General features: G+C 66.6%; 15 protein-coding genes and 1 pseudogene. 9 read left to right on the top strand and 7 right to left on the bottom strand.

What is annotated here, in order from left to right; genetic code table 11:
- Nucleotides 1-155 precede the first annotated feature (155 nt).
- Nucleotides 156-1,082, bottom strand: coding sequence for a heme o synthase (locus A5782_RS08295; protein WP_067097733.1), 927 nt, complete (start codon nt 1,080-1,082; stop codon nt 156-158).
- A gap of 255 nt (nt 1,083-1,337) precedes the next feature.
- On the opposite strand from A5782_RS08295, the gene tkt reads away from it, so the two are divergent.
- From tkt to A5782_RS08260, 7 genes are all read left to right on the top strand, one after another.
- Nucleotides 1,338-3,437, top strand: a complete 2,100-nt coding sequence (gene tkt, locus A5782_RS08290) for a transketolase (protein ID WP_067097730.1) — start codon at nt 1,338-1,340, stop codon at nt 3,435-3,437.
- A gap of 15 nt (nt 3,438-3,452) precedes the next feature.
- Entirely contained in the window at nt 3,453-4,571 is a 1,119-nt protein-coding gene (gene tal / locus A5782_RS08285; protein WP_067097727.1) for a transaldolase, read from the top strand.
- Nucleotides 4,568-6,112, top strand: coding sequence for a glucose-6-phosphate dehydrogenase (gene zwf / locus A5782_RS08280; protein ID WP_067097724.1), 1,545 nt, complete (start codon nt 4,568-4,570; stop codon nt 6,110-6,112). Before tal ends, zwf begins: the two co-directional genes overlap by 4 nt.
- A complete protein-coding gene (opcA, locus tag A5782_RS08275) occupies nt 6,112-7,023 on the top strand; it encodes a glucose-6-phosphate dehydrogenase assembly protein OpcA (protein WP_067097858.1) in 912 nt (303 codons plus the stop codon). Before zwf ends, opcA begins: the two co-directional genes overlap by 1 nt.
- Nucleotides 7,020-7,775, top strand: coding sequence for a 6-phosphogluconolactonase (pgl, locus tag A5782_RS08270; RefSeq protein WP_067097722.1), 756 nt, complete (start codon nt 7,020-7,022; stop codon nt 7,773-7,775). The genes opcA and pgl overlap by 4 nt, the downstream gene beginning before the upstream one ends.
- Before the next feature lie 111 nt (nt 7,776-7,886).
- Complete coding sequence (locus A5782_RS08265; RefSeq protein WP_067097719.1) at nt 7,887-8,285, top strand: ATPase; 399 nt, start codon at nt 7,887-7,889, stop codon at nt 8,283-8,285.
- Between the two features lie 17 nt (nt 8,286-8,302).
- Nucleotides 8,303-9,232, top strand: coding sequence for a histone deacetylase family protein (locus A5782_RS08260; RefSeq protein ID WP_067097717.1), 930 nt, complete (start codon nt 8,303-8,305; stop codon nt 9,230-9,232).
- A gap of 1 nt (nt 9,233) precedes the next feature.
- Here A5782_RS08260 and A5782_RS08255 read toward each other — a convergent pair whose 3' ends face one another.
- The 3 genes from A5782_RS08255 to ppc all read right to left on the bottom strand — a co-directional run bounded on the left by A5782_RS08255 (nt 9,234) and on the right by ppc (nt 14,002).
- Nucleotides 9,234-10,220 (bottom strand): aldo/keto reductase, encoded by a 987-nt coding sequence (locus A5782_RS08255; protein WP_067097714.1) that lies wholly within the window; start codon nt 10,218-10,220, stop codon nt 9,234-9,236.
- Nucleotides 10,221-10,328: 108 nt separating this feature from the next.
- Complete coding sequence (locus tag A5782_RS08250) at nt 10,329-11,120, bottom strand: DUF4239 domain-containing protein (RefSeq protein ID WP_067097712.1); 792 nt, start codon at nt 11,118-11,120, stop codon at nt 10,329-10,331.
- Between the two features lie 74 nt (nt 11,121-11,194).
- Nucleotides 11,195-14,002: a phosphoenolpyruvate carboxylase gene (gene ppc, locus A5782_RS08245; protein WP_067097709.1), complete on the bottom strand. Its 2,808-nt coding sequence runs from the start codon at nt 14,000-14,002 to the stop codon at nt 11,195-11,197.
- 138 nt (nt 14,003-14,140) lie between these two features.
- On the opposite strand from ppc, the gene A5782_RS08240 reads away from it, so the two are divergent.
- Entirely contained in the window at nt 14,141-15,058 is a 918-nt protein-coding gene (locus tag A5782_RS08240) for an LLM class F420-dependent oxidoreductase (RefSeq protein WP_067097706.1), read from the top strand.
- A gap of 39 nt (nt 15,059-15,097) precedes the next feature.
- On the opposite strand, the gene secG is transcribed toward A5782_RS08240, so the two are convergent.
- The 3 genes and pseudogenes from secG to pgk (A5782_RS08225) form a co-directional block, all read right to left on the bottom strand.
- Nucleotides 15,098-15,331: a preprotein translocase subunit SecG gene (gene secG / locus A5782_RS08235; protein WP_067097704.1), complete on the bottom strand. Its 234-nt coding sequence runs from the start codon at nt 15,329-15,331 to the stop codon at nt 15,098-15,100.
- Nucleotides 15,332-15,361: 30 nt separating this feature from the next.
- Nucleotides 15,362-16,147: a triose-phosphate isomerase gene (gene tpiA / locus A5782_RS08230; protein WP_067097701.1), complete on the bottom strand. Its 786-nt coding sequence runs from the start codon at nt 16,145-16,147 to the stop codon at nt 15,362-15,364.
- A gap of 14 nt (nt 16,148-16,161) precedes the next feature.
- A pseudogene (gene pgk, locus A5782_RS08225) lies at nt 16,162-17,100 on the bottom strand (phosphoglycerate kinase); the annotation flags it as partial.
- On the opposite strand from pgk (A5782_RS08225), the gene pgk (A5782_RS08220) reads away from it, so the two are divergent.
- Nucleotides 17,033-17,342, top strand: a 310-nt coding sequence (pgk, locus tag A5782_RS08220; RefSeq protein ID WP_082942843.1) for a phosphoglycerate kinase, incomplete at its 3' end; no start/stop codon positions are given. The pseudogene pgk (A5782_RS08225) and the gene pgk (A5782_RS08220) sit on opposite strands and share 68 nt — an antisense overlap.

Below are 17,342 nucleotides of genomic sequence, written 5' to 3'. Positions count from 1 at the left end.
GTGCGACTGCGGGAAGAACAGGTCCGACGCTTTGCCCGCCTCCCAGCGACAATCCGGCCCCTGGCAACCGCACTCCAGCGGACGTTCACAAGTTGTCGCTGCGAGGTGGGCAAATATCGTGTCGTTCCGCCAAGAGATGCTTGGGACGGAATGCGTCAGAACAGGTGCGGCAGCCCGATGGCCGAGTCGATGGCCAACGCGCAGAACACCACCGCGAGATAGTTGTTCGACTGCAGGAACAGGCGCAGCGGCCTGACCGGCTCGCCGGCGCGGACCCCGGCGTACAGCTGATGGGCCATCGTCAGGAACCACACCCCGGCCACCAGGGCGACGGCCGCGTACAGCCAGCCGGTCGCCAGCGCCAGCGCCAGCGTGGCCAGCACCGTCAGCCAGGTGTAGATCAGGATCTGCTTGGTCACCTGACGCTCGGTCGCCACGGCCGGCAGCATCGGGACACCGGCCGCCTTGTAGTCGTCCTTGTAGCGCATCGCCAGTGCCCAGGTGTGCGGTGGCGTCCAGAAGAAAATAATCGCGAACATCACCAACGCCGGCCAGGCGATGGTGCCGGTGACGGCCGACCAGCCGATCATCACCGGCATGCAGCCGGCCGCGCCGCCCCACACCACGTTCTGCGAGGTGCGGCGCTTGAGCAGCAGTGTGTAAACGAATACGTAGAACGCGATCGTCGCCAGGGCGAGCAACCCGGACAGCAGGTTCGTCGTCCACCACAGCCAGAAGAACGAGGCCACCGTCAGCACCAGGCCGAGCACCAGGGCGTTGCGCGTGGGTACCGCGGCACGTGCCAGCGGCCGGCGGGCCGTGCGCTTCATCACCTTGTCGATGTCGGCGTCCGCCACGCAGTTGAGGGTGTTGGCGCCCCCGGCGGCCAGCATTCCGCCGATCAGCGTGTTGACGATCAGCAGCGGGTTCACCGTCCCGCGCTGGGCCAGCAGCATCGCCGGGATAGCGGTGACAAGCAGCAGTTCGATGACCCGTGGCTTGGTCAGCGCCAGATAAGCCAGCACCGTGCCTCGTATTCGGCTTGGCAATTGGCTCGGCGCGGCGCGCCCGCGAACGCTCACGCAATAACTCCTTGGGGTCGCAGCGGCGCGCAGCATCTACTACACACGATGGTAGACCGCGTTGAGGCGATGACCCGCCCGCGGGTCCATTACCGCAGATTTTTCCCGGATTCCCGAACTGAATGTTAAGCGCTTTCGACGGGCGCGTAATTTTCACACCTGCCGGTGGTGGGTACCCGAAATCCTGCGCTGCAAGAGCCGGTCCTCCCGCACTAGGGTGGGATTGATCAGCTCGATGACCCAAGGACTGAGTCTGTGACGACACTCGAAGAGATCTCTACGCTGACCCAACCGCACCTTCCCGACGATTGGTCCGAGCTCGACGCGGCCGCCGTCGACACCATTCGGGTGCTGGCCGCCGACGCGGTGCAAAAGGTGGGCAACGGCCATCCCGGGACGGCGATGAGCCTGGCGCCGCTGGCGTACACCCTGTTCCAACGGGCGATGCGCCACGACCCCAGCGACACCTATTGGCTGGGCCGCGACCGGTTCGTCCTGTCCTGCGGGCATAGCAGTCTGACGCTGTACATCCAGCTTTACCTGGGTGGTTTCGGCCTGGAACTGTCCGACATCGAGTCGCTGCGCACCTGGGGATCCAAGACGCCCGGGCACCCGGAGTTCAGGCACACCAAGGGCGTTGAGATCACCACCGGCCCGCTCGGGCAGGGCCTGGCGTCGGCGGTGGGCATGGCGATGGCCGCGCGCTACGAGCGCGGCCTGTTCGATCCCGACGCCCCCCCGGGCACCAGCCCGTTCGACCACTTCGTCTACGTGATCGCCTCCGACGGCGACATGGAAGAGGGCGTCACCTCGGAAGCGTCGTCCCTGGCGGCCGTCCAGCAGCTGGGCAACCTCATCGTCTTCTACGACCACAACGAGATTTCCATCGAGGACGACACCAACATCGCGCTGTGTGAGGACACCGCCGCGCGGTACCGCGCCTACGGCTGGCACGTGCAGGAGATCGAGGGCGGCGAGAACGTCGTCGCGATCGAGGAGGCCATCGCCAACGCGAAGGCGGCCACCGACCGGCCGTCATTCATCTCGCTGCGCACCATCATCGGCTACCCCGCACCCAAGTTGATGAACACCGGCAAGGCGCACGGCGCGGCTCTGGGCGACGAAGAAGTAGCCGCCGTCAAGGAGATCCTCGGCTTCGACCCGGACAAGACGTTCGAGGTGCGCGACGAGGTGATCGCCCACACCCGCAAGCTGGTGGATCGTGGCAAGGAAGCGCACGAGAAGTGGCAGGCGGATTTCGACGCCTGGGCGCAGGGGCAACCCGAACGCAAGGCACTGCTGGACCGGTTGACGGCCGAGGAGCTGCCCGACGGGTGGGACGCCGACCTGCCGCACTGGGAACCCGGTTCCGACCCGATCGCCACCCGCAAGGCCTCCAACGAGGTGCTCAACACGGTGGGGCCGAAACTGCCGGAGCTCTGGGGCGGTTCGGCCGATCTGGCGGGCAGCACCAACACCACCATCAAGGGCGCCGATTCCTTTGGTCCGCCATCGATTTCGACCAAGGACTACACGGCGCACTGGTACGGCCGCACGCTGCACTTCGGTGTTCGTGAGCACGCGATGGGCGCCATTCTGTCCGGCATCGTGCTGCACGGCCCGACCCGGGCCTACGGTGCCACCTTCCTGCAGTTCTCCGACTACATGCGGCCCGCGGTGCGGCTGGCCTCGCTGATGGACATCGACACCATCTACGTGTGGACCCATGACTCCATCGGACTCGGCGAGGACGGCCCGACCCATCAGCCGATCGAGCACCTTGCGGCGCTGCGGGCCATCCCGAACCTTTCGGTGCTGCGCCCGGCCGATGCCAACGAGACGGCCTACGCCTGGCGTACGGTCCTGGCCCGCGGCAACGGCAGCGGCCCCGTCGGGCTGATCCTGACCCGCCAGAATGTGCCGGTGCTCGAGGGGACCAGCGCCGACGGTGTCGCCCGGGGCGGCTACATCCTGGGCTCGGACGGCGAGGATGCCGGCCAAGACCCCGACGTGGTGCTGATCGCCACCGGCTCGGAGGTCCAGCTCGCGGTCGATGCGCAGAAGTTGTTGGCGGACAAGGACATTGTGGCGCGGGTGGTTTCCATGCCGTGCGTCGAATGGTTCGAGTCGCAGCCCGAGGACTACCGCGACAGCGTGCTGCCGCCGACCGTGTCGGCCCGGGTCGCCGTCGAGGCGGGCGTCGCGCAATCCTGGCACAAGCTGGTCGGCGACACCGGCAGGATCGTTTCGATCGAGCATTACGGCGAATCCGCCGATTACAAAACGTTGTTCCGTGAATTCGGTTTCACCGCAGAAGCCGTCGCGGCCGCCGCGGAACAGGTAGTGGATAACTGAGAGAGGGCAATTCACATGACTCAGAACCCTAACCTCGCGGCGCTGTCCGCCGCGGGAGTATCGGTTTGGCTGGATGACTTGTCGCGCCAGCGGCTGCAGTCCGGGAACCTGCAGGAGCTGATCGACACCAAAAGCGTTGTCGGCGTGACCACCAACCCGTCGATCTTCCAGAAGGCGCTCGCCGAGGGCGACGCCTACGAGGGTCAGATCGCCGAGCTGGCCGAGCGCGGCGCCGATGTCGACGCCACCATCCGCACCGTCACCACCGACGACGTGCGCAACGCGTGCGACGTGCTCAAGCGGGAGTGGGAGGCCTCGGACGGCGTCGACGGACGGGTGTCCATCGAGGTGGACCCGCGCCTGGCGGCCGAGACCGACAAGACCGTCGCGCAGGCCGTCGAACTGTGGAAGATCGTCGACCGGCCGAACCTGTTCATCAAGATTCCGGCGACCAAGGCCGGCGTTCCGGCGATCACCGCCGTTCTCGCGGAAGGCATTTCGGTCAACGTGACGTTGATCTTCTCCGTCGAGCGGCACCGTCAGGTGATGGACGCCTACCTAGCGGGCCTGGAGAAGGCCCGCGAGGCGGGGCATGACCTGTCCAAGATCCATTCCGTCGCATCGTTTTTCGTGTCCCGGGTGGACACCGAGGTCGACAAGCGGCTGGAGAAGATCGGGTCGGAGGATGCGAAGGCGCTGCTGGGCAAGGCCGGGGTGGCCAACGCGCGGCTGGCCTACGCCGCCTACCAGGAGGTCTTCGAGGGCGGCGATCGCTTTGAGTCGCTCAAGGCCGACGGCGTCCGGGTTCAGCGTCCGCTGTGGGCGTCCACGGGCGTCAAGAACCCCGACTACTCCGACACCCTCTACGTCACCGAGCTGGTGGCGCCCAACACGGTGAACACCATGCCGGAAAAGACGATTGACGCCGTCGCCGACCACGGCGAGATCAAGGGCGACACAATCACCGGCACCGCAGGCGATGCCCAGGGGGTGTTCGACAAGCTGGAGCAGATCGGCATCGACCTGACCGACGTCTTCAAGGTGCTGGAGAACGAGGGCGTGGAGAAGTTCGTGGATTCCTGGACCGAGCTGCTGGAGGAGACACAGAAACAGCTGGGCTCCGCCTCCAAATGAGCCCAGCCCGCACCGCGCAACAATGGCATAACCCGTTACGGGACAAGCGCGACAAGCGGCTCCCGCGGATCGCGGGGCCGTGCGGGATGGTGATCTTCGGCGTCACCGGCGACCTGGCCCGCAAGAAGGTCATGCCGGCCATCTACGACCTGGCCAATCGCGGGCTGTTGCCGCCCAGCTTCTCATTGGTGGGCTTCGCCCGCCGGGATTGGAGCACCCAGGATTTCGGCAAGGTGGTGCACGAGGCCGTCAAGGAACACTGCCGCACGCCCTTCCGGCAGGAAAACTGGGATCGGCTGGCCGAGGGATTCCGTTTCGTCCCAGGCGCTTTCGATGACGATGAGGCGTTCGGCCGGCTGGCCGAGACCCTGGACAAGCTGGACGCCGAGCGCGGCACCGGCGGCAACCACGCCTTCTATCTGGCCATCCCACCCAAATCCTTCCCGGTGGTGTGCGAGCAGTTGCACAGGTCGGGTTTGGCGCGCCCGCAGGGTGAGCGGTGGAGCCGGGTGGTGATCGAGAAGCCGTTCGGTCATGACCTGGAAAGCGCGCAAGCCCTGAACAAGTCCGTCAATGCCGTCTTTCCGGAGGAGTCCGTCTTCCGGATCGACCATTACCTGGGCAAGGAGACGGTCCGCAACATCCTGGCGCTGCGGTTCGCCAATCAGTTGTTCGACCCGATCTGGAACGCGCACTACGTGGATCACGTGCAGATCACCATGGCCGAGGACATCGGTCTGGGCGGCCGGGCGGGCTATTACGACGGCATCGGCGCCGCGCGCGACGTTATCCAGAACCACCTGATGCAGCTGCTGGCGCTGACCGCGATGGAGGAACCGGTCAGCTTCAGTCCGTCGGCGCTGCAAGCCGAGAAGATCAAGGTGCTCTCGGCAACCCACCTCGCCGAGCCCCTCGACGAGACCACCAGCCGCGGCCAGTACACGGCGGGCTGGCAGGGCGGTGAGAAGGTCGTCGGGCTGCTCGACGAAGAAGGATTCGCCAAAGACTCGACGACCGAGACGTTCGCCGCCATCACGCTCGAGGTGGACACCCGCCGCTGGGCCGGTGTGCCCTTCTACCTGCGAACCGGAAAACGCCTGGGCCGCAGGGTGACCGAGATCGCCCTGGTCTTCAAGCGGGCACCGCACCTGCCGTTCGATGCGACCATGACCGACGAGCTGGGCACCAACGCCATGGTGATCCGGGTGCAGCCCGACGAAGGCATCACGCTGCGGTTCGGCTCCAAGGTGCCTGGCACCGCGATGGAAGTCCGCGACGTCAACATGGACTTCTCCTACGGCTCGGCGTTCGCCGAGGAATCGCCCGAGGCCTACGAACAGTTGATCCTCGACGTGCTGCTGGGCGAGCCGTCCCTGTTCCCGGTCAACGAAGAGGTCGAATTGGCTTGGGACATCCTCGATCCCGTGCTCAATAACTGGGCCGCCAGCGGCAAACCCGAACCGTACGAGGCTGGCACCTGGGGTCCGGACTCGGCCTTCGAGATGTTGCACCGCACCGACCGGGAATGGCGGCGGCCCTGATGATCATTGATATGCCGGACGCCACCACCACGGCGGTCAACAAGCGACTCGACGAACTGCGGGAAAGGGTCGGTGCCGTCGCGATGGGCCGGGTGCTGACCCTGATCATCGCGCCGGACAGCGAGGAGATCTTCGAAGAGTCGCTGAAAGCGGCCAACAACGCCAGCCATGAACACCCCAGCCGGATCATCGTGACGATGAGGGGCAATCCGTACGCGGACAAGCCACGCCTGGATGCGCAGTTGCGCGCCGGCGGCGACACCGGCGCCAGCGAAGTCGTGGTGCTGCGGCTGTCCGGGGCGCTGTCCGGCCACGCCGCCAGCGTGGTCACCCCCTTCCTGCTGCCCGACATCCCGGTGGTGATCTGGTGGCCCGATGTCGCACCGGCGGTCCCCGCGCAAGACCCGTTGGGACGGTTGGCCATTCGGCGCATCACCGACGCGACCAACGGCGTCGACCCGTTGGCGGCCATCAAGAGCCGGCTGCCCGGATACACCGCGGGTGACACCGACCTCGCCTGGGCGCGCATCACCTATTGGCGCGCGCTGCTCACCTCGGCCGTCGACCTGACGCCGCACGAGCCCATCGAGTCGGCGCTGGTGTCCGGGCTGGCGACCGAACCCGCCCTGGACGTCCTGGCGGGGTGGCTGGCCAGCCGGATCGACGGTCCGGTGCGCCGGGCGGTCGGTGAACTCAAGATCGAACTGGTGCGCAAGAGCGAGACCATCGTCTTGAGCCGGCCGCAGGAAGGCAGGACCGCCACGTTGAGCCGGACGTCGCGGCCGGACGCCCTACTCCCCTTGGCGCGCAGGGAAACCGGTGAGTGCCTCGCCGAAGACCTGCGTCGCCTTGATCCCGACGAGATTTACCAATCAGCGCTCGAAGGCATCGAGAAAGTGCAATACGTGTGAGCACCAGCATCGAAATTTTCCCGGATAGCCAGACCATGGTCGAAGCCGCCGCCACGCGACTGACCGACACCATCGCGAAGGCCGTGGCGGCGCGGGGCCAAGCGCTCATCGTGCTGACCGGCGGCGGCAACGGCATCGGGCTGCTGCAGTCGCTGGTGGGACGTGAGATCGACTGGGGATGCGTGCATCTGTTCTGGGGCGACGAGCGCTACGTCCCGGAGGACGACGACGAGCGCAACGACAAGCAGGCACGGGCCGCGCTGCTCTCCCACGTCGACATACCGTCGCGCCAGGTGCATCCGATGCCGGCAAGTGACGGCGAGTTCGGCAATGATCTCGCCGCCGCGGCGCTGGCCTACGAGCAGTTGCTGGCCGCCAACGCCGCTCCCGGACAGCAAGTTCCGAATTTCGATGTACACCTGCTGGGCATGGGCCCCGAGGGACACATCAACTCACTGTTCCCCGACACCCCGGCCGTGCTCGAAACCACCCGCATGGTGGTGCCGGTCGACGACTCCCCCAAGCCGCCGCCGCAACGAATCACCTTGACGCTGCCCGCCATTGCACGTTCGCGTGAAGTCTGGCTGATGGTCTCCGGCGGTGGCAAGGCCGAGGCGGTGGCCGCGGCGATCGGTGGCGCCGCACCGGTCTCGGTGCCGGCGGCCGGGGCGGTCGGGCTAGAGACCACGCTGTGGCTGCTCGACGAGGACGCCGCGGCCAAGCTGCCGTCGCGGACCGGAGAGCAAAGCTAGCCGTCGCGCACGCACTTGGCGTGACGAACTTCTGAAATGCGATAGCGCATCCGCTAGCGCTTTCGAGGTGGTGGATGCCTTCGGGCTCCCGTCCTGCCCGGCCGGGTCATAATGACGGTCATGGCAGACAGAACCGTGCGCGGGGGGCAAGAGCGAAGCCGGATCAAGACGCTCACCCAGGCCGCGTTGAACGCCGACAAAACCGTTGAGCAGGTCGAAGACGTCCTCGACGGGTTGAGCAACACCATGAAGGAGCTCAGCAGTTCACTTTCAGCCCTGAACGCCACGGTGGAACGCCTGGAGGCCGGTCTGGATCACCTGGACGGCACCATGACCAGCCTGGACGATCTGGCCAAGCGGCTGATCGTGCTGGTCGAACCGGTGGAAGCCATCGTTGCGCGGGTCGACGACATGGTGAGGGTGGGCGAGACCATGATGTCTCCGCTGGCCATCACCGAACATGCGGTGCGCGGCCTGGTGGACAGGCTGCGCAACCGGACCGTGCAGTAGGCGCTCGGCAGGACCTGATGGCCACGCTGCTGCTGCATCACTGCGCCTTCGCCGCTCATCGGACCGCTCCCGGCCATCCGGAGCGCCCGGACCGCTACCGCGCCGTGGAAGCGGCGCTGAGCCGGCCGCGGTTTGACACTCTGCTGCGGGAGGAGGCCGAGCCCGCCGAGCTCGCGGCGACGCGCTACGTGCACTCCAATCGCTATGTGGACGCGCTGGAAGCCGCGCGACCCGAGGACGGCTACGTCTACCTCGACGGCGGCGACACCATGATGGAGCCCTCGACCTGGGAGACGGCACTGCGCGGGGTGGGCGCCACGCTGCAGGCCGTGGACAGGGTCCTCACCGGTGACGCCCAGAACGCGTTCGTCGCGTGCCGGCCGCCGGGTCATCACGCCGAGACCGAGCGCGCCATGGGCTTCTGCCTGTTCAACAACATCAGCATCGGCGCGCGTCATGCACAACTCAAACACGGGCTGATACGGGTCGCCATCGTCGATTTCGACGTCCATCACGGCAACGGCACCCAGCAGATCTTCTACTCGGACCCCAGCGTGCTCTACGCGTCCACGCATCAGATGCCGCTGTTCCCCGGTACCGGTGCGGCACGAGAAACCGGAGTCGGCAACATCTTCAATGCGCCGCTGGCACCCGGTGACGGCGGCGCCGAACTGCGCGCCGCCTTTCAGGACCGGATAGTGCCTGCGTTGCAGTCGTTTTCGCCCGAGTTGATCATCGTGTCCGCCGGCTTCGACGCCCACGAGCGTGATCCGCTCGGCTCGCTGACCATGACGGCCGCCGACTTCGCTTGGGTCACCAGGGAATTGATGACGGCAGCCGAAAACCTGTGCGACGGTAGGTTGGTGGCGGTGCTCGAAGGCGGTTATGACCTGCAAGGCCTCACCGATTCGGTCACCGCGCACGTCGGCGAGTTGCTGAAAGGCTGATCTAACTCGCCTTCTGGTGCATCTCGGGGTACGGACCGCCTACCGGGGTCGCCGCCCCCAGGATCTCATCGATGGCCACGAGATCGCCTTCGGACAGGGCGACGTCGGCCGCGCGGGAACTCTCCTGCAGGTAGCGCAGGTGCTGGGCTCCGACGATGGCGACGTGCACGCCCGGCTGCGCGATGACCCGCGCGATGGCCAGCTGGCTGATCGTCACGCCCAGGCCTGCGGCCAGACCCTCAAGCCGCGCAACGACTTCCAGGTTGCGCAGGTAGCCGTCGCCGCTGAAAACGTCGCTCTTACCGCGCCAATCCCCGGCGGCGAAACTGGTGTCGGCCTTCATCGTTCCGGTCAGCAGACCGTGCGCCAGCGGCCCGTACACCATCACGCCGATGTCGTGTTCGCGGGAATACGGTAGCAGCTCGTCTTCGATATCGCGGCGAAACAAATGGTAGGGCGGCTGCACCACCTCCACGGGAAGAGTCTCGGAGAACTCCCGCACCTGCGCGGCGTCGTAGTTCGACACACCCACATGCCGAATCTTGCCTTCCGACACCAGTTCTGCGAGCGCGCCGGCGGTCTCGGATGCCGGGGTGCCGGGATCGGGCCAGTGCACGAGATAGACGTCGATGTGGTCGATGCCCAACGCGTTCAGGCTGGACTCCACGCCTTGCCGCAACCATTCCGGGCTGCCGTCGCGAACCAGCCCGTGGTCGGTGGCACGCAACCCGCCTTTGGTGGCGATCACCACCTCGTCCCGCGATTTTTTGAGATCGTCGCGAAGAGCCTTTCCCAGAAGGCGTTCGGACGCGCCGAACCCGTATTGCTGGGCGGTGTCGAAGAAGTTGATCCCCAGATCGCGGGCGCTGCGGATCATGGCGATCGCGGCGTCCTCGTCGGAATGGCCCCAGTCACTGCAGAACTCCCAGGTACCGAAGGCCAATCGGGAAACCTCAAGCCCCGTCTTGCCGAATGTGATGGTCTTCAATGCCAACCCTCCCCGTTGCATAGACGTGCATTGCGTTTACGGCCGGTCCGGCCAAGCCCCCGACTCAACCATAACCGCCGCCGAAGCCACGGCCCGCAACGTCGATGCTCAGCGCGGGAAGTAGCGGCTGTCGTTGTCAACCGAATCGAAAATGTCCAGTGCGTGCTGGAACGGCCCGGACGTGATCCGTTGATCGGTCGCATACGAGTGGTCGAGTTGGAACACGACACACAGCAACAGACCCAGCAGAACCGCGACCGTGCTCGACACGATGACGTGCCCGACGGTACTGCCCAGCCGCAGGAAACCCGTAAAGGCAACCAGCACAACAGCACCGAAGATCAGACCCGCCCACATCAGGGCGGGTATCCGAGGCTTGGTGCCCACGATTCGCTCGTTACGGTCGGAAGCCAACTCGCTCAACTGGTTGAGGAATTGCTGATTGATCGGCTTCGCCGCGATATTGGGCTGTTGACGGCCCACCGTGCGATACATCCGGGTGATCGCGGCGCGCGCGCCGTCGTTGTTCTGCTTGTTCCACTCGGGGCCCGCGACCGCGCTCGCGTACTTGCGCAGCAGCACCTGAATGTCGGTGCGCTCCGGTTCGGGCATGGCGACCGTTTGCCGATACATCGTCGTCAGTGCCGACGCCTCACCGGAGACGACCACCTGGGTGGATGAGAAGTGATCCCACGTGGTCACCACGGTGAAGCCCAGCAGGGCACCGTAAAGGAAGCCGACGACGGTGAGAAACGAGGCGATCGCCGGATTCTGATCCTTGCCATACCGCTGCATCGGCAGGATGCGATTTCCCAGCCAGATGGAACCCACAGCGATCGCGATCGCCACGGCGATGACCGAAACCAGAAATAGCCACAGGGGTAGTCCGGATCCGCTCACTGGTCTCCTTGGTCGACGTCGCGTCAATCAGGGTATTCGCGACCGGGCCGGCCCGGTGACCGATTCGCGGGTTATCAGCCGCTGTTTCGCAGGGCGCTGGCGAGCCCGTTCATCGTCAGCAAAATGCCACGCTGCACCAATTCGTCGTCGTCGCCGGAACGGTAGCGGCGCAGCAACTCCACCTGCAGGTGGTTGAGCGGCTCGAGGTATGGAAAGCGGTTGAACACCGAACGCGCCAGCGCCGGGTTGTCGGCGAGCAGGTTGTCCTGGCCGGTGATGAGCTTGTGCATGGCGATGGTTCGCCGGTGCTCGTCGACGATCTTGTCGAATACCCGGTGCCGCAATTCCTCGTCGTCCACCAATTCGGCGTAGCGCGCCGCCAGGCCGAGGTCGCTTTTGGCCAGCACCTGGGCCAGGTTCGACAGCACGCTGCGGAAAAACGGCCAGCGTTGGTACAAGTCGTGCAGGATGTCCACCCGCTCGCTTTCGCTTTCCGGGCCCCCCGCGATCCACTGCTGGAATGCCGACCCGGTGCCGTACCAGCCGGGCAGCATGACCCGCGACTGGCTCCACGCCAGCACCCACGGGATAGCTCGCAGATCCGAGATGGACTGGGTGGGTTTGCGTGAGGTGGGCCGGCTACCGATGTTCAGTGAGCCGATCTCGCTGACCGGCGTGGAGGCCATGAAATAGTCGACGAAACCCGGTGTGTCATGGACTAGTTCGGCGTAGGCGCGCTGCGCCAGCACGGCCACCTCGTCGAGCACCGCGTACGCCGGTTCCGCGGCGTCACCCAGGCCCTCCACATCCAGCAACGTGGATTCCAGCGTGGCGGCCAGCAGGCTCTCCAGATTGCGTTGCGCGGCTTGCGGTTCGGCGTATTTCGCGGCGATCACCTCGCCCTGCTCGGTGAGCCGCAGCGAACCGTTCACGGCTCCGGGCGGCTGCGCCAGGATGGCTTCGTAGCTCGGGCCGCCACCGCGGCCGACGGTGCCGCCGCGACCGTGGAAGAGCCGCAACCGGATTCCGGTTTTACGGGCCACTTCGACCAGGGCCAGTTCGGCCCGGTAGACCGCCCAGCTGGAGGCCAGATACCCGCCGTCCTTGTTGGAGTCGGAATACCCGAGCATCACTTCCTGGCTGTCGTCGCGCGCGGCCACCAGCGCGCGGTAAATGGGGAGTTCGAGCATGGCGTGCAGGATCGCGGCGCCGTTGTACAGGTCGTCGATGGTCTCGAACAGCGGTGAGATGCCCACCGGGCAGTAAGGCGCGTCCCCGGACGCGTCGATCAGTCCCGCCTCTTTCAGCAGGATCGCAGCCTCGAGGACGTCGGAGACCGAGCGGCACATGGAGATCACGTAGTTGGGCACGGCGGCCGGTCCGTAGCGCTTGATGGCATGCGCGGCCGCACGCATCACGCCCAGCTCTTTGTGGGCCAGCTCGGACAGTTCCGCGTTGTCGCCGACCAGCGGCCGGCGGGTGCCCAGCTCGGCGGCCAACAGCTCGACCCGCTCGTCTTCGGGCAGCGAACCGTAGTCGGGATGCACCCCGGACCACGCCAGCAGCTCGGCGACGACTTCCTCGTGCACGTCGGAGTTTTGCCGCATATCCAGGCCGCACAGATGAAACCCGAAGACCCGCACGCCTTCTCGCAGCAGCGCCACGCGGTCGTCGGCCAGCAGTGCGCTGCCGTGCGCGCGCAGCGACGCATCGATGGTGTCCAGGTCGGACTGCAGTTCGGCCGGGGCGCCATAGGGCGCCAATCCCAGGTCCAGCTCGTGTTGCGGACGCCGGTCCAGGATTTCGGCACTTGTCGCGGTGAGGCGGGCGCGGATCACCCGCACCGCGCGCCGGTACGGCTCGTCGGCGCGGGCCTTCTCCCCGCAGCCCTCGGCCAGCTCGGTCAGCTCGGGGGTGACCGCGACCAGGCGCGCTGACATCGACAGCTCCTGCTCCAGGGCGGTCAGTTCGGACAGGTAGTGCGCCAGCGCCGTGAATGCCGCGCTGCCGGTGGCCTGGCGCACCACGTCGGCGGTCACGTTCGGATTGCCGTCGCGGTCCCCGCCGATCCAGGAGCCGGGCTGCAGCATCGGCTGGTTCAGCAGGTCGGCGTCGGGCCAGCGTGTCCGCAGGGCGTCGCGCACCTCCGCGTTGACCTGCGGGATCACCGTGAAGAATGCGGCGGCGTAGTACCGCAGCCCCACCTCGATCTCATCGGTGATCTGCAACCGGGACAACCGGATCAGCGCGGTCTGCCACAGCGTGAGGACCTGGCGGCGCAATTCGAGTTCGATGTTGCGCCCGTCGTCGGTTTCTTCGTGTCCCTCGGCGTGCAGCCGCATCAGTTCGGTGATCCGGTGCTGGGTGACGAACACGGTGCGCCGACGGGTCTCGGTGGGGTGTGCGGTGATCACCGGGGCCACGACGGCGCCCTTCAGCGCGTCGGCGACGGTGGCCGAATCCAGTTGCGCCCGGTCGAGTTTGGCGTAGGTCGCGGCCAGGCTGCTGTCCTGCGGGGCTTCGCCGGCGGCGACGTGAATCGCCCGGCGGCGCTCCCGGTGGATGTCTTCGGCGACGTTGGCGAGCAACGCGAAGTGGCTGAACGCCCGAATGACCGGAATCGCCCGGTGGATGTCGATGCCATCGAACATCCGCGCCAGCTCGACCCGGTCGATCTCGGAGCGCCGCACCCGAAACGACTCCACCCGGGCACGTTCGACGAGCTCGAACACCTCGTGCCCGTTCTGCTCGCGCACCGTGTCGCCCAGAATGGTGCCCAGCAGCCTGATGTCGGCGCGCATCGGCTCCGTCGCCTCACGACCCACCAGGGTGCGCTGTACGGCGCCAATCGGTTCCAGCGTGCCCTCGGATGCCTCAACCATAGGACCCAGTATCGACGCGGATGTCAGCATCCGCCCGTCGGGGATCACCCGCGGCCGCGAATCACCGTGGCGCCCAGTACGTCAGATCACCGTGATCGGGAAGGAATCACCACCCGATTGAGCGCGTTGGTTGCGGACATGTCCGCCGGAATCATTGTCATGGCCCGTCCCGATGCCCCCAATCTGGTCGATGACGTGATCGCCCAAGCCAACCGAGCCCATGAGCTCGGGGTAGCGCACGTGTGGCTGCCCCAACAGCAGAATTACGACGCAATCGCGCTCGCCGCGCTCGTCGGAGCCGCCGTGCCCGGGCTGGGCGTGGGCACCTCGGTGGTGCCGATCAACCCCCGTCACCCGCTGATCATGGCCTCATTGGCGCAAACGGCGCAGGCCGCCGCGCACGGTCACTTCAGCCTTGGGCTGGGACTGGGTGCCCGCCACATGGAACGCCGGGCCTTCGGCACCGAATGGCCCGACACCATCACCCGGCTGCGCGAGCACCTGACGATCCTGGCGTCGGTGTTCAACACCGGCGGCGTCGACTTTCACGGCAGTGAACTGCGCGCCAGTCCCACCTGGCCGGTGCAGGTCCCCGGCGGCACACCGATCCCGGTGTACGTGGCGGCGATGGGCCCCAAGGCGTTGCGAGTCACCGGCGAACTGGCCAACGGGACACTGCCCAACCTGGCCGGGCCCCGGACTATCGGAGAATTCATCGTGCCCGAAATCACCATGGCGGCAGCCGAGGCGGGCCGCCCGGCACCGCGCATCATCGCCGCGGTGCCCGTGCTGTTGTCCGACGATGTCGAGGGCGCTCGCACCGCCGCCGCGCAACAGCTGAGCTTCTACGAGACCATCCCGTCGTATCGCAACGTGATCGCCCGGGAAGGCCTCGCCAGTGTCGTCGACCTCGCGGCGATCGGACCCGAGGAATCTGTCGCACGCCAGTTACGCCGCTACCGTGACGCCGGAGCCACCGATGTCGTGCTCAATCCGCTGGACCGCTCCAACTCAGTCGACCGCGAAGCATTATGGAGACTGACCGCCGCACTGTGAACGCGCGGTTGGATCGCGTGGGATCACCCATCCGTGCGGTCAGCGGTACTTGATCATCAGCGCGATGCCGATGATGCACACCAGCCAGATGGCGGTGAGGAAATACGTCAGCCGGTCCAGGTTCTTTTCCACCACCGTGGATCCGGACAGGCTCGACTGCACGCCCCCACCGAACAGCGTGGACAGGCCGCCACCCTTGGCGCGGTGCAGCAGCACCAGCAGCACCACCAGGATGCTGGTGACGACCAGGGTGATCTGCAAAGCCAACTGCATGACGGCTAGCCTACCGGGGCCGATGGGTTCTCAGGGCAGGGGCCCACCGGCGGCGATCGCCGCCAGCGTGGCGAACTGCTCGCCGTCCAGGGACGCACCGCCGACCAGGCCACCGTCGATGTCATCGCGGGCGATCAGCTCGCCGATGTTCTTGGCGTTCACCGATCCGCCGTAGAGCACCCGGACCGAGTCGGCGATCTGCGATGACGCCAGCGCGCCCAGTTCCTTGCGGATCGCCGCGCACACCTCTTGGGCGTCGCCCGCGCTGGCGACCCGTCCGGTGCCGATCGCCCATACCGGTTCGTAGGCGATGACGACCTTGCCGATCTGTTCGGCGGACAGCCCGGCGAGCGAACCGCGCAGCTGCTCTTCACAGTGGCCGACGTGATTGCCCGCCTCGCGGACGTCGAGGTGCTCGCCGATGCAGACGATCGGGGTCAGTTCGTGCTTGAGTGCCGCCGCGGCCTTGGCGGCCACCACCGCGTCGTCCTCGTGGTGGTAGGTCCGCCGCTCGGAGTGCCCGACGACGACGAACGTGCAACCCAGCTTGGCCAGGAAGGCACCGCTGATGTCGCCGGTGTAGGCACCCGAATCGTGCTGGGACAGGTCCTGCCCGCCGTAGGTCAGCCGCAGCTTGTCACCGTCGACCAGGGTTTGCACGCTGCGCAGATCCGTGAACGGGGGCAGAACCGTGACGTCCACCTTGTCGTAGTACTTGTCCGGCAACGCGAACGCGATCTTTTGCACCAGCGCAATGGCCTCGAAGTGGTTGAGGTTCATCTTCCAGTTGCCGGCGATCAGCGGTTTGCGGCTCACGACTCTGGGCCTCCCTAGTTGTGGTCGGGCTGGGGTCGGCTCAACACCTCGATACCCGGAAGCGTCTTGCCCTCAAGGTATTCCAGCGACGCTCCCCCACCGGTGGAGATGTGCGAGAAGTCGCCCTCCGGGATGCCCAGCGCGCGCACCGCGGCCGCGGAGTCCCCGCCGCCCACCACACTGAACGCGCCCTTGCCGGTGGCCGCGGCGATCGCTTGGGCGACGCCCTTGGTGCCCGCGGCATAGGTCGGGAACTCGAAGACGCCCATCGGCCCGTTCCAGAAGACGGTCTCGGCGTTGGACAACAACGTGGTGAACCGCTTGACCGATCCCGGCCCGATGTCCAGGCCCATCAGGTCGTCCGGGATGGCGTCGGCCGCAACGGTCTGCGGTGTTGCGTCGGCGGCGAACTTGTCGGCCACCACGATGTCCACCGGCAGCCGCAACACGTCGACGTAGGTGTCCAAAAGCCTGCGGCAGGTATCCACCATCTCGGTCTCCAGCAGGGATTTGCCAACCGAGAATCCTTGCGCGGCAAGGAAAGTGAAGCACATGCCGCCGCCGATGACGATGCTGTCGGCCTTGGTGGCCAATGACTCGATGACGCCGAGCTTGTCGGACACCTTCGACCCACCGAGCACCACCGCATAGGGGCGTTTGGTGGAGCTGGTCAACTGCTCCAGCACCTGGATCTCCTCGGCCACCAGGGTGCCGGCGTAGTGCGGCAGCAGGGTGGCGATGTCGTACACGGAGGCCTGTTTGCGGTGCACCACGCCGAAGCCATCGGAGACGAAAGCGCCTGTCGGACCGACCAATTCGGCCAGCTGCTTTGCCAGCGCCAGGCGCTCGCCGTCGTCCTTGCTGGTTTCGCGGGCGTCGAAGCGGATGTTCTCCAGCAGCAGGACGTCGCCGTCGGTCAGCCCCTCGGCGCGGGCCAGCGCGTCGGTGCCGACGCTGAAGGCGCTGGTCGAGGCGGGCGCCAGGGTGGTGATCACCGCGCACCTCGGCCGGCCCAAGGGCGGAGCCGACCCGAAGCTGTCGCTGGCGCCCGTCGCCGCGGCGCTCGGTGAGCAGCTGGGCCGGCACGTCCAGCTGGCCGGCTCCGAGCAGTCCCGAGTCGTCGGCACCGACGCGCTGGCCCGCGCCGAGGGGCTGACCGACGGCGACGTCCTGCTGCTGGAGAACATCCGCTTCG

This window comes from Mycobacterium sp. 852002-40037_SCH5390672, from assembly GCF_001665875.1.
Classification (GTDB): domain Bacteria; phylum Actinomycetota; class Actinomycetes; order Mycobacteriales; family Mycobacteriaceae; genus Mycobacterium.
Note: the sequence above shows the minus strand (reverse complement) of the source record. Positions and strands in the feature narration are given on the sequence as shown.

Excerpts from the sequence above, each read along its gene's own strand:
- ppc (WP_067097709.1), bottom strand. The coding sequence starts at position 14,002 with ATGGTTGAGGCATCCGAGGGCACGCTGGAACCGATTGGCGCCGTACAG.
- zwf (WP_067097724.1), top strand. The coding sequence starts at position 4,568 with ATGAGCCCAGCCCGCACCGCGCAACAATGGCATAACCCGTTACGGGAC.
- opcA (WP_067097858.1), top strand. The coding sequence starts at position 6,112 with ATGATCATTGATATGCCGGACGCCACCACCACGGCGGTCAACAAGCGA.
- secG (WP_067097704.1), bottom strand. The coding sequence starts at position 15,331 with ATGCAGTTGGCTTTGCAGATCACCCTGGTCGTCACCAGCATCCTGGTG.
- A5782_RS08240 (WP_067097706.1), top strand. The coding sequence starts at position 14,141 with ATGTCCGCCGGAATCATTGTCATGGCCCGTCCCGATGCCCCCAATCTG.
- tal (WP_067097727.1), top strand. The coding sequence starts at position 3,453 with ATGACTCAGAACCCTAACCTCGCGGCGCTGTCCGCCGCGGGAGTATCG.
- A5782_RS08260 (WP_067097717.1), top strand. The coding sequence starts at position 8,303 with ATGGCCACGCTGCTGCTGCATCACTGCGCCTTCGCCGCTCATCGGACC.
- A5782_RS08265 (WP_067097719.1), top strand. The coding sequence starts at position 7,887 with ATGACGGTCATGGCAGACAGAACCGTGCGCGGGGGGCAAGAGCGAAGC.